This is a genomic window from Microbacterium esteraromaticum, assembly GCF_014084045.1.
Taxonomy (GTDB): domain Bacteria; phylum Actinomycetota; class Actinomycetes; order Actinomycetales; family Microbacteriaceae; genus Microbacterium; species Microbacterium esteraromaticum_D.
In genome coordinates this window covers 1,390,795-1,403,832 of the sequence record NZ_CP043732.1, presented here as the reverse complement: position 1 = coordinate 1,403,832, position 13,038 = coordinate 1,390,795, and the positions used below count along the sequence as shown (strand labels likewise).

Genomic DNA, 13,038 nt, shown 5'->3' with positions numbered 1-13,038 from the left:
GAGCACACATGGGACTGTTCACGCAGAAGCCGCAGGAGCCCAGCGCATGGGCATCGCTGCCGGGCGAACCCCTCGATGAGACGAATCCGAGCGAGCGGCTCGACGAGGCGCCATCGATCGATCCGATGGACGTCGGGCTGAGCGCGCAGTACTCCACGGTGGTCTTCCCGGTCGAGGCGCCGGCTCCGGAGGCGGCGGACGTCGCCGACGCGGGCGAGTAGCAGGCCGGGCACCCGCACCCATCACGCTCGGGAGGAGAAACCGCGCTCGGGAGGACCGATCCCGCGCGGGGTTCCGCCGATGCGCGCGTTGTCCGCCCGAACGCTGCGGTCAGCGCTTTCGAGCTCGCCGCGACGCGAAGAACAGCACCGCGCCTCCCGCGAGCAGCGCTACGACGGCGGCGATGCGCATCGGCAGCAGGTCTTCGGTGTAGCGCGAGGTGAACGAGACGAGGGCGAGGAAGAATCCGGCCGCGAGAAGCACAGCCGCCCCCAGCCAGACCAGCAGCGGCATGCGCTGAGCCGGTGCGCCCTTCGAGAGGCTCTTGCCCGGGGCCGGCCGGTGGAACATCCGCGCGATGACGATCACGATCAGCGCGATCACGACCACGATGATCACGGTCTTCAGGGCCAGTCCGGTCACCCGTCGAGCGTACCGGCTGCGGTCGGTGTCGCACCGACGCCCTACGGTGGAAGGATGACGATCACCGCCGCCGCCGACGGCTCCGCCCTCGGCAATCCGGGTCCGAACGGCTGGGCCTGGTACATCGACGACGACCGCTGGGCCGCAGGCGGCTCACCGCACGGCACGAACAATCAGGGCGAGCTCCAGGCGGTGCTCGAGCTGCTGCGCGCAACCGCCGGCATCGACGAGAAGATCGTGATCGAGTGCGACTCGCGATACGTCATCGACTCCGTCACCAAGTGGATGCCCGGATGGAAGCGTCGCGGCTGGCGCAAGGCCGACGGCGCGCCGGTGCTCAACCGCGACCTGCTGGAGGGCATCGACGAGGCGATGCGCGGACGCGACGTCGAGTTCTCGTGGGTGAAGGGGCACGCCGGGCATCCGCTCAACGAAGCCGCCGACGAGCGGGCGAACGCCGCGGCGAAGGCGTACCAGCAGAAGCAGGAGCCGCGGCGCGGCCCGGGGTTCGTCTCTGCCGCCGATGGCGGCGCCGCCCTCGCCGGTGCCATGGCCGTCTCCGCGTCGGCTGCGGCGTCCGCTCCGGAGGCCGAGCGAGTGGAGCTGCGGCGTGACACCGCTGTCCTCTGGGCCGAGCCTGCCGATCTTCTCGACGGGCTCGACGAGTCGGGAGCATCCGCCCCGATCGAGCTCACCGTCTCTCTCACCGCGGCCGAGCACGCGCGGCTGCGCGACCGCGCCGACGCGCAGGGCATCTCGCTCGAAGACGCCCTGCGGCGCCTGATCTGACCCCTCAGGACATGCCACACTGGCGGCATGTGGATCGGATGGATCGAGTTCGACCTTCTCCTCGGCGATGTGCACTCGCTTAAGCAGAAGCGCGGCGTCATCCGGCCGATCATCGCCGACCTCAGTCATCGCACCGAGGCGGCTGCCGCTGAGGTCGGGGCGCAGGATCTGCACCGGCGCACCCTGATCGGCGTCTCGGTGGTCGCGACCCACGCATCCCACGTCCGCGACGTGCTGGATCAGGCGGAGCGGATGCTGGTGGAGCGGCATCCTGAGATCACCCTGCTCTCCGCCCGGCGAGGCCTGCATTCCAGCAGCGACGGATGAGGCGAGTCACGCCTTCGGGTCGACGCTCTCAGTCACGCGCGGCGCACGATGTCTTCGATCTGCTTCCAGGCGGCGTCCGTCGGGTCGATGAGCGCGTACGAGGTGGGCCAGAGGCCGTCGGATTCGTCTAGCGCGGCTTCGGGGCTGAGCCCGAACGTCGAGTAGCGAAGCTTGTCCTGTTGCCCGCTGCGGAAGAACACCACGACCTTCCCGCCGCGGGCGTACCCGGGCTGGCCGTAGTAGAGCTTGGGTGCGAGGTCTGGCGCGACCGCGGCCACCAGGGCGTGCAGGCGCTCAGCCATCTCGCGGTCTCCGTCTGGCATGGACGCGATCTTGGCGCGCACGTCCTCCGCATCGGCCGCGGCCTTCTGCGCGTCCTTCTCGCGTCTCGCCTCGGCTTTCAGCTCGGCGTTCCTGGCCTTCATGGCCGCGCGCTCCTGCGCCGAGAACCCCGAGTCCCCTGTTCTGCCGGTCATGGCGCTGCCCCTCTCCGTGTGATGCGGTGCGGTCGTCGTCCACGATAGCCAGCAGGCTCGACCTCGGCTTCTCGATTCCTGATCGGCTCCCGTCGGATGCCGTCCAGGGCCGCCCCGCCTCTCCCGCGCGTACCATCGGGGCATGACCGGCACCGCTCGCACACTCGCTCGCGTCGCCCTCGGCGGCTTCCTCACCTTCGCCGGAGTCAGCCATCTGACCGTCGCACGCCGTGAGTTCCAGGCGCAGGTTCCCGACTGGGTTCCGCTCGACCCGGATGCCACGGTCGTGGCATCCGGGGTGGTGGAGGTCGGCCTGGGCACGGCACTGCTGTTCGCCTGGCGTCGACGTCGACTGGTGGGCGTCCTGACCGCGCTGTTCTTCATCGCGATCTTCCCCGGCAACGTGTCGCAGTGGACCCACCGCCGCGACGGGTTCGGACTCGACACCGACATGAAGCGCTTCGCACGGCTGTTCTTCCAGCCGGTGCTCGTGCTGCTGGCGCTCTGGAGCACCCGGCGCGGCTGAGTCAGCCCGCCGCGGCGTTCACAACTCCCGAGACCCGTCCTCCGAACAGCAGGAACCGGCCGATCCGCACACGGACCGACCGGTTCCTGAGTCGTGACCGCTCAGACCGTGAGCACCGAGCCCTCGAGGCGCTGGTACGAGGCCTCCATGCCGTCGGCCATGCCGGTGGCGAGGATCATGTCGCGGGTCTCCTTGTCGGGAAACTCCATCAGCACGGTGATGAGCGTCGCGCCGTCCTCCTCGTAGAGGTTGACGTCGTTGAGCACGTCGGGGCCCTCGGTTCCCGACATCCGCTCGAGCTGCACGGCACGGCGCGGGGCGTCGACGAGCAGCACCTCTCCCTCGAAGCCGAAGGGCTCGCCCTCGGTGTCGCCTACCGGCGCCCACTCGTTGCGGTACCGGTCGCCGGCCTTGAGCCCGACCTCGCAGACGGTCATCTCCCAGCCGTCGGGTCCGAGCATCCACCGCTTGATCAGCTCGGGCTCGGTGTGGGCTCGCCAGACCAGGTCGCGCGATCCCTCGACCAGGCGGGTGATGCGCACATGCGTGTCGTCGAGCAGCTCGACCTCGGTGCCCTTGCCCTGCGCGTAGTCGCGCAGGTCCTGCAGCACGGCATCCAGCTGCGCCATCGCCATGCGCGTGCCCTCGACGGCGCCCATGGCGACGATCTGCTCGAGCGCCTCGAGAGAGACGAAGTGGCTGGTGTTCCGCATCCGGGTTCCGTCGGGGGTCGACTCGAAGGTGAACTCCATTCGCATCGCGGGGAAGTCCTCGTTGGGGTTGCCCTGCTCGTCGCTGAAGCCGTCGAGCACCTCGAACCGGTGCGGCTGCTCGATGGCGAGGAACTCCCAGTAGCCAGAGGACTTCTCACCGCGCGGGCCGTGCATCGTGTAGGTGGCGCGGCCGCCGACCTCGTGGTTCCACGAGGTGAAGGTCGCCGGCCAGCCGGGAGGGCCCCAGAAGCGGCCGAGCTGCTCGGGGTCGGCGTACACGCCCCAGACCCGCTCGATGGGCGCCGCGAGGTCGGCGACGACGGTCATCGTCAGGTTCTCGTGGTCGGTGATGATGTCGGTGACAGGCATTTCACATTCCTTCGTTGGAGTTGTCGGATGCCGGCTCTGCCAGCAGGTCGTCGAGTCGGGCGATGCGTGCTCGCCAGAGCTCTTCGTATCGGGCGAGAAGCGCCCGCGCACGGGCGATCATCTCGGGGTTCGCGCGGACGAGCCGCTCGCGTCCCTCGGCGCGCTTGACGATGAGGCCGGCCTCTTCGAGGACGGCGACATGCTTCTGCACCGCCGCGAACGACATCTCGTAGTCGCTCGCGAGGGTGGAGACGGATTGCTCGCGCTCGATCGTCCGGCGGAGGATGTCCCGCCGGGTCGAGATCGCGAGTGCATGGAACACACGGTCGATCTCCGCTTCGCTGAGTTCTGTTTGTACAACCATTTGGTTGTACGTTATGCCGAGCGGATGCGCGTGTCAAGAACTTTCTGGCCAGAGAACTCGCCAGGGGTCAGCGCATCGACACCTCACGAACCATCGGCCCGTACCCTGCAGTGTCGACGTTGAGCAGACGGGCGACGCCGTCGAGCGGCTCGCCGATCGCGTCGGCGCGGATGCCGTGCGGCAGAAGCTCTGCGAGCCGGGCTTCCAGCCCCGGCTGAAGCAGGTCATCTGCAGCCGTCAGGCGCCCGATCAGCGCCCACGGCGCGCCATCACCCAGCCCGGCGCGCGCCGCGGCCGCCGCGATCACACCACCGATGTGCTCGCCTGCTCGTCGCCAGATCTCAGCCGAGACGGCATCACCCTCGCGCGCGACGTCGGCGACGTCCCTGGCGAATGAGGCGACGACCGCGACCGGCGCGGCCTCAGCCGCCAGCCGGGCCGGAAACTCCTCGACCGCGCCGAAGCGCTTCTCCAGCCTGGCGAGCAACGCGGGTGAAGCGGGCAGACGTCCGTCGGTCGCGCTGATCGCCGCGATGAGCCCCTGCCTGCCGATCCACCATCCGGCACCTTCGTCGCCGATCATCCCGCCCGCGCCATCAACTCGGACAGCCCCGGCGGGTCCACGCCCCAACCCGACCATGCCCGTTCCGGCGGCGACCACGACGCCATCGCTGTCTCCGCGCGCGCCGAGATAGGCCGTCACCGCATCGTCGGCGACGACGACGTTCCGCGCGCCGAAGCGGTCGTGCAGACGAGCCAGCAGATCGTCGATCGGCGGCACGCGGCCGTACAGACCGGTGCTTCCCACGGCGACGGCAGAGACGACGTCTGCCCCGATCCGTTCGGCCGCGGTGTCGGCGATGCGTGCGATCGTGTCGAGAAGGTCGGCTCCATAGGCGAAGCCGTCGACCCTGATCTCGCCTAGCGGGCCGCCTGCCCCCAGAGGACGGATGCGAGCCTGCGTCTGGCCGATGTCGATGGCGAAGTCGACCACGTGATTCCTTTCCACGAAGGTGTCGTCAGCGCGGCTGCGCGCTCGGACGACACGTCCGATCAGTCCTGCGGCTGTGCGTCGGCGCGGGCGCGACGTGCCTCGGCGAGCGCGTCGACGTACCACGACGTGATCGAGGCGGGATGGGTGATCGCGGTGCCGACCACCACGGAGTACGCTCCCGCGTCGAGGGCGGCACGGGCATCCGCCGGGGTGTGGATGCGTCCCTCGGCGAACAGCGGCGCACTGAGTCGCGCGGCGAGCGTTCGCACGAGCTCGAGGTCGGGTCCGTCGGTGCGCGGTCGGTCGCCGGTGTAGCCGGCGAGGGTGGTTCCGACGATGTCGGCGCCGGCGTCCTCGGCCGCGAGCGCGTCATCGACGCCGCCGGCATCGGCCATCACCAGTACGTCGACGCGCTGCTTGAGCTCGCGGATCGTCTGCTGCAGAGTGCGGCCGTCAGGTCGTTCCCTTCGCGTACCGTCGAGGGCGACGACCTGCGCGCCTGCTTCTGCGACGGCGATGGCATGATCCAGAGTCGGGGTGATGAACACCCCTTCGGCGTCGACCTTCCAGAGGCCGATCTGCGGCACGCTCACGGCACGGGCGATCGCCCGGATGTCGTCGAGACCCTGGGAGCGGATCGCGGCGGCTCCGCCGATGACGGCGGACTGGGCGATGCGTGCCATCGTGTCGGGGTGACGGAGCGGTTCGCCGGGATAGGCCTGACAGGAGACGATCAGGCGACCGCGCAGGGTGGGGAGCATCTGGGACTTTCTATCGGTGCGACGAGGCGTCACTTGTCATCGCGAGTGACGACCAGCTGGAAGGTGTACCGGTCGGCCCGGTAGGTGGTGCGGGCGAACTCGATCAGCTGTCCGCGACGAGACGAGCTGACCCGCGTCACCGAGAGCGCCGCCGACCCCTGCGGCACGCCCAGCAGGTCGCTGTCGACGTGAGACAAAGTGATGGCCTGGATCTCCTGTTCGGCTCGGAAGACCTCGAAGCCGGCCGAGCGGAGTTGCTCGTAGAGCGACGCGCCCAGGTTGAGGGAGTCGGTCTCGAGCACCGCGGTGGGCAGATGCACCTCCTCGAGGGCGATGGGCGTGTCGTCGGCGAGACGGAGGCGGCGGACCTGCGTCACCTCGGCACCTGGCTCGAGATGCAACGCGGCTGCGACGTTGTCCGGCGCGACGATGCGCGCCACTCCCAGCACCCGCGACGAGGGAGCCGAGCCGCGACTGATCATGTCTTCTGTGAAGGACGTCAGCTTCGGCGTCTTCGAGAAGATGTCGGCCGATCCGACGTAGGTGCCCGAGCCGTGGATGTTGTAGACCCGGCCCTCGTCGACGAGCACCGAGATGGCCTTGCGCACGGTCATCCGGCTGACCCCGTGGATGGCCATCAGCTCTCGCTCAGACGCGAGAGCGTCGTGCGGGGCGAGAGACTGTGCGATGGATTCCCGGATGCTCGCCGCGACCTGCTCGTATTTGTGCGCCATGATCGTGCCCTTCCTGCTGTCACCCGTCATCCCTTGACCGCGCCGGAGGACAGGCCACTGACAAGGTATCGCTGTGCGAAAACAGCGAAGAGCAACGGTGGCAGGGTCGAGAGCACGGATGCTGCTGAGATGTCTCCCCACCGGATGCCGGTGCTGGTGATGAAGTTCGCGGCGCCGAGCGTGACGGGCGTGGCGTCGGAGGTCGACAGCACCAGCGCGAACAGGTAGTCGTTCCAGCTGAAGATGAACACCAGCACAGCCACGGCGACCATCGTGGGCGCCAGCAACGGCAGCACGATCGACCCGAGAGTGCGGTAGATGGTGGCCCCGTCGACGGCTGCGGCCTCTTCGATCTCGTGCGGTATGTCGCTGAGCGCCGACGAGAGCAGGATGATCGCCAGCGGCAGATTGAGGAACGTGTTGGCCGCGACGAGGCCGGGGATCGTGTCGGCCAGTCCCAGCGTCGAGAACAGGATGAAGAAGGGCACCACGAAGAAGATCGCAGGAAGCAGTCTCAGACCGGACGCGCTGCTGATGATCCATCGTCCCCCGAACCCGAGCCGGACGATGGCGTACGTGGCAGGGACGGCGACGACCAGCACGACCAGCACGGTGCCGACGGCGATCATCGCCGAGTTCACGAAGAACCGCGGGAAGTCATAGCCCGATGCGTACAGCACGTTCGCGTAGTGGTCGAGCGTGGGGGAATCCGGCAGGCCGATCGGGTCGGCCGCGATCTCGCCGTCGGGCTTGAAGCTGACCAGCGCCGCGTTCAGCAGCGGCACGTTGACGAGCAGGGCGATGAGCCCGGCGACGGCGGTGAACAGCCAGCCGATCCGGCCGCGTGCCGGAGTGCGGTGGTTCGAGCCGGTCGTGATGGCCCGGGTCGAGTTCTGTGCCAAGACGCTCACTTCTTGGCCTCCATTCCAGTCGACGAGATGCGCCGCACGATGAACGGCACGAACGGGATGAGCACGAGGAGCACGACCAGGGCGGCTGCCGCCGCCTTGCCGAAGTCGCCTGCTTCGAATGCCGTCTTGTAGATGAAGATGCTGATGGTCGTGGTGCTCGTGCCCGGCCCGCCGGCGGTCAGCACGTAGATCACGTCGAACGTGCGGATCGCGTCGATCGCGCGAAGGAAGAACGCCGCGAACAGCACGGGCTTGAGAACCGGAACGACGACAGACGTCAGCGACCGGAAGTAGCCGGCGCCGTCGACCGCGGTGGCCTCGAGAAGCTCCTTCGGGAACGACTGCAGGCCGGCGTAGATGATCAGGAACGTGAAGGGCGTCCACTGGATCACGTCGAGCACGACCAGCAGCGGCACAACCGAATCGGGAGAGAACAGCGACACGCTGAGACCGAACGTCTCGAGCAGTGCGGGCAGGGCTCCGATGTCGCCGTTGAGCAGCAGACGGAACATCACGCCGAGCAGCGCGGGTGCGACCATGATCGGCAGCAGCAGCAGGGTGAAGAACAGCTTCTTGCCCGGGAACATGCGATTCATCAGAAGCGCGAGCCCGAAGCCGAGCACCATCTCGATCGTCACGACGACAGCCGAGAAGCCGATCGTGAAGCCGGCCGCCTTGGCGAAGCTGTCGCTGCGGAACAGCGAGATGAAGTTGTCGATGCCGTTGAGGTCGTTGGTCTGGTTGAGCAGAGTGCTGCTCTGGAACGCGGTGAGCGCACCGGTGGCCAGCGGATAGATGACGAAGACAGCGGCGAAGACGATGAGGGGCAGGCTCAGGATCGTCGCGGCCAGAGTGCGCTTGCGGCGCTCAGCTGCGATCGACTTCGAGCGCTCGACGGTGTGAGGCATCTGTGATTCCACTTCTGTGCAGCGAGTGGTGTCTGAGGGGCGGCCCGTGAGCGCCGCCCCTCAGAAGCTCGGTCAGCCGAGCAGCTCTTGCAGGGTGGCGTTGGCGGTCTTCAGCGCCTCGTCGATGTCGGCCTGGCCGACCCAGGCGCCGCTGAGATCTTCGGCGATCTTGCTGTACGCCTGGAACGTCTGCGGAAACACCGGCTCGGAGAAGCCGTTCTTCGCGATGGTCTCGGCGACCTTGCCGAACGCAGGGTTGAGATCGGCATTGGCCTCGAGCACCGCCGGAGCAGCCGGGATGCCGCCTGCCTCCGCATACTGAGCGGTCGCGTCTTCGGTGGCGAGGAACGACAGGAACTTCTTCGCCGCGCCCTTGTTCTCGCTGTACTTGTTCAGCGAGACCGCGAGAGCGTGCACGTGGGTCTTGCCGCCCGGCACCGGGGCGATGGCGATCTTGCCCGCCACGTCCGGCGACTGGGCGGGGTCGTTCAGCGACGCGAAGGCCGCAGACCACTGCATCGCGAACGCGGTGTCACCCGACTGCAGAGCAGCCTGCGTCTCGGGGAACTCCGCCTGCGAGCTGTCGGGCGAGGTCCAGCCGTTGGTGTAGATGTCGGCATAGAGCTCGACGGCCTTCTTGGCCGCGTCGCTGGTCAGATCGGCCTTGCCGTCCTTCTCCCAGTTGCCGCCGTAGCCCCACAGCACGTCGTTCCAGATCATGGTGTTGTAGAGCAGGTTCTTGGCCTGCAGGATCGTGCCGTACTCGGTCGGCGAGCTGGGGTTCTCGCTCTTCGAGAAGTAGGCGGCGGCCACCTTGAAGTCATCGAGGTCCCACTCGTTCGGGTCCTTCGGCGCACGGGACTCGCCGAGTACCGATTCGCTGATCTTCTCGTACTCCGCCTGCGCCGCGGGGTCTGCCAGCAGTGCGTCGGTGAGGTCCTTGCGGTAGAGCAGGAAGTGGTTGCTCACATCCAGAGGCAGCGCGTACAGCTCGTCCTGGTAGGTCAGACCCTCGACGGCGACCGGGAAGTATCCCGATGTGTCGATGTCGGTCAGCGGGTCGAGCGACGGGGCGAACTGACCGATGTTGTACGACGCCGTGAAGTAGATGTCGACGTCGGAGGATTTCGACGCCATGAGCGCCGCTTCCTTCGAGAACGTGTCCTGTCGCGAGAGCAGCGTCAGCTCGACGGTGATCCCGTCGTCCTTGCCCTGATCGGCGTTGTACGCATCGACGACCTTCTTCATCGCGTCGCCCTCGGGTCCGGGCCACGCGACCAGCTTCACGGTGCCCTCGCCAGAGCCCTCGTCGCCGCCGGCGCCACCGGGGCCGGCTGAACAGCCCGCCAGCAGTGCAGTCGACACGACCATCGCGCCGAGCACCATTGCTTTCCTACGCATCATACCTCCAGTGGTACGGTCCAGTTGAGTTGCCAACTTCGACGACGATAGCAGCGCTCGCAAGAAAAGCAAGCGATTCTGCAAGATTGGTACGGTCCAGTTTGTTGCCTCGACACTCCCAGCCCAGCGATAGGCGCGCTCGCTACTCTCGTCTCGCCCACCCGTGCCCTACAGAAAGAACACCCGTGAGCATTCCGCGCACCTCCACCGACCAGGAGGGTCGATCTCCCGACCCCCTCGCTGAGAGAGGGGGTGATCCCGGATGCTTCCCGCCGTGCTGACGCTGCTGGTCGGAGTGCTTCTGACCCTGGCCATCATCGCCGCGTGCGGCTTCTTCGTGGCGCAGGAGTTCGCGTACATGTCGGTCGACCGCTCCCGCATGGCGGCGAAGGCGGAGAAGGGCGACGCTCAGGCGAAGCGGGTCCTGGCGATCACGAAGCGGACCTCGTTCATGCTGTCCGGCGCTCAGCTCGGGATCACCGTGACGGGTCTTCTCATCGGCTACGTCGCCGAGCCGCTCATCGGAGAATCGATCGGCACGCTGCTGGGCGGCGCCGGCATCGATCCGGCGGTGTCGATCACGATCGGCACGATCGGCGCCCTGCTGCTCGCGACGGTCGTCACCATGATCTTCGGCGAGCTGTACCCCAAGAACCTCGCCATCGCGAACCCCGAACCGCTGGCGCGTGCGCTCGCGGTGCCCACCCGCATCTACCTGATGATCTTCGGATGGCTCATCACGGTCTTCGACGTCGCCGCGAACGCCCTCCTGCGCCTGGTGCGCATCGAACCGCTCGAGGATGTCGACGAGAGCGCCACGGCTCGCGACCTCGAGGCGATCATCGAGGAGTCCCGCACGAGCGGTGACCTTCCCGACGATCTGTCGATGATCATCGATCGCATCCTCGACTTCCCGCAGCGCGACGTGGAGCACGCGATGGTCCCGCGATCGCAGATCGACTCGATCCCCCCTGAGACCACGGTGGGCGCGGTGCGCGCGCTCATGGCCACCGGGCACACCCGCTACCCGGTGATCGACGACGAGGACGCTCCGATCGGCGTGGTCGAGCTCATCGACGTGCTCCGCGGCGAACACGATGACGCCACACCGGTCTCGTCGATCATGAGGGACGCCGTCGTGCTGCCCGCCACGATGCTGCTGCCCGCAGCGGTTCAGCGGATGCGCCAGACGAGGAACGAGCTCGCGTGCGTCGTCGACGAGTACGGCAACTTCGACGGGATCCTCACCCTCGAGGATCTCACCGAGGAGGTCATCGGCGAGATCTCCGACGAGCACGACCCGCTCACGCAGGGTGTCGTGCGTGTCGGCGACGGGCACTGGACACTGCCGGGCGACGTGCACCTCGACGAGGTCGAGCGGCTGATCGGACACGACCTCACGCGCGACGACGACGAGACCATCGCGGGCCTGGTGATCCGGGAGCACGGCGACCTCCCGACCGAGGGCGCGAGGCTGCGCATCGGCATACCCGAGAAGGCGGCGGAGACGATCCAGGGCATCCGGATCGAGCGCTGGCTCGAGGTCGAGGTCACGGAGGTGGCGCGCCTGGTGCCGTCCCGCCTGGCCGTGCGTCTGCACGAGACCGGCGCGGACGCTCCCGCCGTCGCGGAAGGCGGGCGACGAACCCGCCCGGAGGACCGCCCGGATGAGGAGGTGGCCCCATGAGCTGGTGGATGGTGACCATCGTCACGGCCGGACTGATCCTCGCCAGCGCGTTCTTCGTGATCGTCGAGTTCGCGCTGCTCGCCGCTCGCAGGCACCGCCTGGAGGAGGAGGCCGAGCGCAGCGCCTCGGCACGCGCCGCGCTTCGCGGCGTCAACGAGCTGACTGTCATGCTCGCCTTCGCGCAGCTCGGCATCACGGCCTGCACCTTCGCCCTGGGCGCGATCACGAAGCCGGCGATCGACTACGCCCTCTCGCCGCTGCTCGCACAATGGGGGCTGTCGGCAGTGCTCGCGGATGTCACCGCGTTCATGATCGCCCTCATCGTCGTCACCTTCCTGCATCTCGTGATCGGCGAGATGGCACCGAAGTCGTGGGCCATCGCGCACCCTGAGACTGCGGCGAAGGCGACCGGCATCGCGGCGCGTGCACTCACCTGGCCGCTTCGTCCGTTCCTGCTGTGGATCAATCACATCGCGAACCGGCTCGTGAAGGCCTCGGGCGTCGAGCCGGTCGAGAAGGCCGCCGCAGGCGGTCAGGATGCCGACACGATCCGCGAACTGGTGAACCACTCACGGGCTGCGGGAACGCTCGAAGAGCTGTACTCCGAGCCGATCGCCAAGGTCATCGACCTGAGCGCACTCACCGTCGGCGACATCGTCCGCACCGACCGGGTGCCGACCTCCGTTCCCGCCTCGGCGACGGTCGCCGACGTGCAGGCGGCCGCAGCGGCATCCAGCCATCTGCGGATACTCGTGGGCGGTGGGCCCTCGGCACGGGTCGCCCATGTGCGCGACACGCTGACCGTTCCCGCAGGAACGCTCGCCGACGCCATCGCGCGTGACGCGCTCGTCGTGGCGCCGTCGATCTCGGCGTACGACGCACTGACGCGGATGCGGCGGGAGCGCGCGCAGCTGGCGACCGTCGTGGACGGCGAGCGCCTGCTGGGCGTCGTGACGCTCGATGATCTGCTTCGCGAGGTGCTCCCGGCCTGACCTCCGGCTGGTCGTGCGGTTCCGGTCGACGTCGCGCGCTCTTTCGGGAATACCCCCTGGGGGTATATCCTTAGTACCCCCGAGGGGTATTAAGGATGCTCGGCGCATCCGCCTCCCGGCCCCGAGACGAAAGGCACGCGACGACATGACCGAAGACATCACGAGCACCGGAAGCTGCTGCAGCACCGGCACCGCGAACCCCGCCGCAGCGGCGAGCGACCGACCGAACCTCCTGGCGGGCGCCGCCGACATGACCACCTGCCCGGTCATGGTCGGCACTCCCGTCGACAAGAGGGTCGCCGAGGCGGCGGGACTCTTCCGCGATCACGAGGGTCAGCGGTCCCACTTCTGCTGCCCGGGGTGCGCGCCGGCATTCGACGCAGACCCTGCCAGATACGCCGCGCACGTGGCGTGACCCACCCGCACCGACCTCAGAACGGATTC

General features: G+C 68.0%; 17 protein-coding genes. 7 read left to right on the top strand and 10 right to left on the bottom strand.

All coding sequences use genetic code 11. The annotated features are described in order from the left end of the window. The first annotated feature begins 8 nt into the window (after positions 1–8). Complete coding sequence (locus FVO59_RS06720) at positions 9–221, top strand: hypothetical protein (protein ID WP_182255926.1); 213 nt, start codon at positions 9–11, stop codon at positions 219–221. A gap of 109 nt (positions 222–330) precedes the next feature. Here the strand turns inward: FVO59_RS06720 and FVO59_RS06715 are convergent, their stop codons facing one another. Beyond that, positions 331–642: a hypothetical protein gene (locus tag FVO59_RS06715; protein WP_182255924.1), complete on the bottom strand. Its 312-nt coding sequence runs from the start codon at positions 640–642 to the stop codon at positions 331–333. Between the two features lie 54 nt (positions 643–696). Between FVO59_RS06715 and FVO59_RS06710 the strand changes: the two genes are divergently transcribed. Continuing rightward, the gene (locus FVO59_RS06710; RefSeq protein ID WP_182255922.1) at positions 697–1,431 is read left to right on the top strand and encodes a ribonuclease H family protein; all 735 of its coding nucleotides are present in this window, start codon (positions 697–699) and stop codon (positions 1,429–1,431) included. A gap of 27 nt (positions 1,432–1,458) precedes the next feature. Next, positions 1,459–1,758 (top strand): DUF503 domain-containing protein, encoded by a 300-nt coding sequence (locus FVO59_RS06705; protein WP_182255920.1) that lies wholly within the window; start codon positions 1,459–1,461, stop codon positions 1,756–1,758. 32 nt (positions 1,759–1,790) lie between these two features. Here FVO59_RS06705 and FVO59_RS06700 read toward each other — a convergent pair whose 3' ends face one another. After that, the gene (locus FVO59_RS06700) at positions 1,791–2,234 is read right to left on the bottom strand and encodes a DUF1801 domain-containing protein (RefSeq protein ID WP_182255918.1); all 444 of its coding nucleotides are present in this window, start codon (positions 2,232–2,234) and stop codon (positions 1,791–1,793) included. Positions 2,235–2,376: 142 nt separating this feature from the next. Between FVO59_RS06700 and FVO59_RS06695 the strand changes: the two genes are divergently transcribed. After that, entirely contained in the window at positions 2,377–2,760 is a 384-nt protein-coding gene (locus tag FVO59_RS06695; protein ID WP_182255916.1) for a DoxX family protein, read from the top strand. A gap of 101 nt (positions 2,761–2,861) precedes the next feature. On the opposite strand, the gene FVO59_RS06690 is transcribed toward FVO59_RS06695, so the two are convergent. The 8 genes from FVO59_RS06690 to FVO59_RS06655 all read right to left on the bottom strand — a co-directional run bounded on the left by FVO59_RS06690 (position 2,862) and on the right by FVO59_RS06655 (position 9,900). After that, a complete protein-coding gene (locus tag FVO59_RS06690) occupies positions 2,862–3,842 on the bottom strand; it encodes an SRPBCC family protein (RefSeq protein ID WP_182255914.1) in 981 nt (326 codons plus the stop codon). 1 nt (position 3,843) lies between these two features. Next, positions 3,844–4,206 carry an ArsR/SmtB family transcription factor gene (locus tag FVO59_RS06685; protein ID WP_182255912.1) on the bottom strand — a complete coding sequence of 121 codons (363 nt, stop codon included), beginning with the start codon at positions 4,204–4,206 and terminating at the stop codon, positions 3,844–3,846. Between the two features lie 67 nt (positions 4,207–4,273). Then, positions 4,274–5,200 carry a BadF/BadG/BcrA/BcrD ATPase family protein gene (locus FVO59_RS06680; RefSeq protein WP_182255910.1) on the bottom strand — a complete coding sequence of 309 codons (927 nt, stop codon included), beginning with the start codon at positions 5,198–5,200 and terminating at the stop codon, positions 4,274–4,276. Positions 5,201–5,259: 59 nt separating this feature from the next. Then, positions 5,260–5,961 (bottom strand): N-acetylmannosamine-6-phosphate 2-epimerase, encoded by a 702-nt coding sequence (locus tag FVO59_RS06675; RefSeq protein WP_182255908.1) that lies wholly within the window; start codon positions 5,959–5,961, stop codon positions 5,260–5,262. A 29-nt stretch (positions 5,962–5,990) separates the two neighbouring features. After that, positions 5,991–6,695: a GntR family transcriptional regulator gene (locus FVO59_RS06670; protein WP_182255906.1), complete on the bottom strand. Its 705-nt coding sequence runs from the start codon at positions 6,693–6,695 to the stop codon at positions 5,991–5,993. 26 nt (positions 6,696–6,721) lie between these two features. After that, positions 6,722–7,597 (bottom strand): carbohydrate ABC transporter permease, encoded by an 876-nt coding sequence (locus FVO59_RS06665; RefSeq protein WP_182255904.1) that lies wholly within the window; start codon positions 7,595–7,597, stop codon positions 6,722–6,724. 5 nt (positions 7,598–7,602) lie between these two features. Beyond that, complete coding sequence (locus FVO59_RS06660) at positions 7,603–8,514, bottom strand: carbohydrate ABC transporter permease (RefSeq protein ID WP_182255902.1); 912 nt, start codon at positions 8,512–8,514, stop codon at positions 7,603–7,605. A gap of 72 nt (positions 8,515–8,586) precedes the next feature. Next, positions 8,587–9,900 (bottom strand): extracellular solute-binding protein, encoded by a 1,314-nt coding sequence (locus FVO59_RS06655; RefSeq protein WP_182255900.1) that lies wholly within the window; start codon positions 9,898–9,900, stop codon positions 8,587–8,589. Between the two features lie 277 nt (positions 9,901–10,177). Here FVO59_RS06655 and FVO59_RS06650 point away from each other — a divergent pair, with 277 nt between their 5' ends. The 3 genes from FVO59_RS06650 to FVO59_RS06640 all read left to right on the top strand — a co-directional run bounded on the left by FVO59_RS06650 (position 10,178) and on the right by FVO59_RS06640 (position 13,009). Continuing rightward, positions 10,178–11,602, top strand: a complete 1,425-nt coding sequence (locus FVO59_RS06650; protein WP_182255898.1) for a hemolysin family protein — start codon at positions 10,178–10,180, stop codon at positions 11,600–11,602. Continuing rightward, positions 11,599–12,594 (top strand): CNNM domain-containing protein, encoded by a 996-nt coding sequence (locus tag FVO59_RS06645; RefSeq protein WP_182255896.1) that lies wholly within the window; start codon positions 11,599–11,601, stop codon positions 12,592–12,594. Before FVO59_RS06650 ends, FVO59_RS06645 begins: the two co-directional genes overlap by 4 nt. A 145-nt stretch (positions 12,595–12,739) precedes the next feature. Beyond that, a complete protein-coding gene (locus FVO59_RS06640; protein ID WP_182255894.1) occupies positions 12,740–13,009 on the top strand; it encodes a YHS domain-containing protein in 270 nt (89 codons plus the stop codon). Positions 13,010–13,038: the final 29 nt, after the last annotated feature.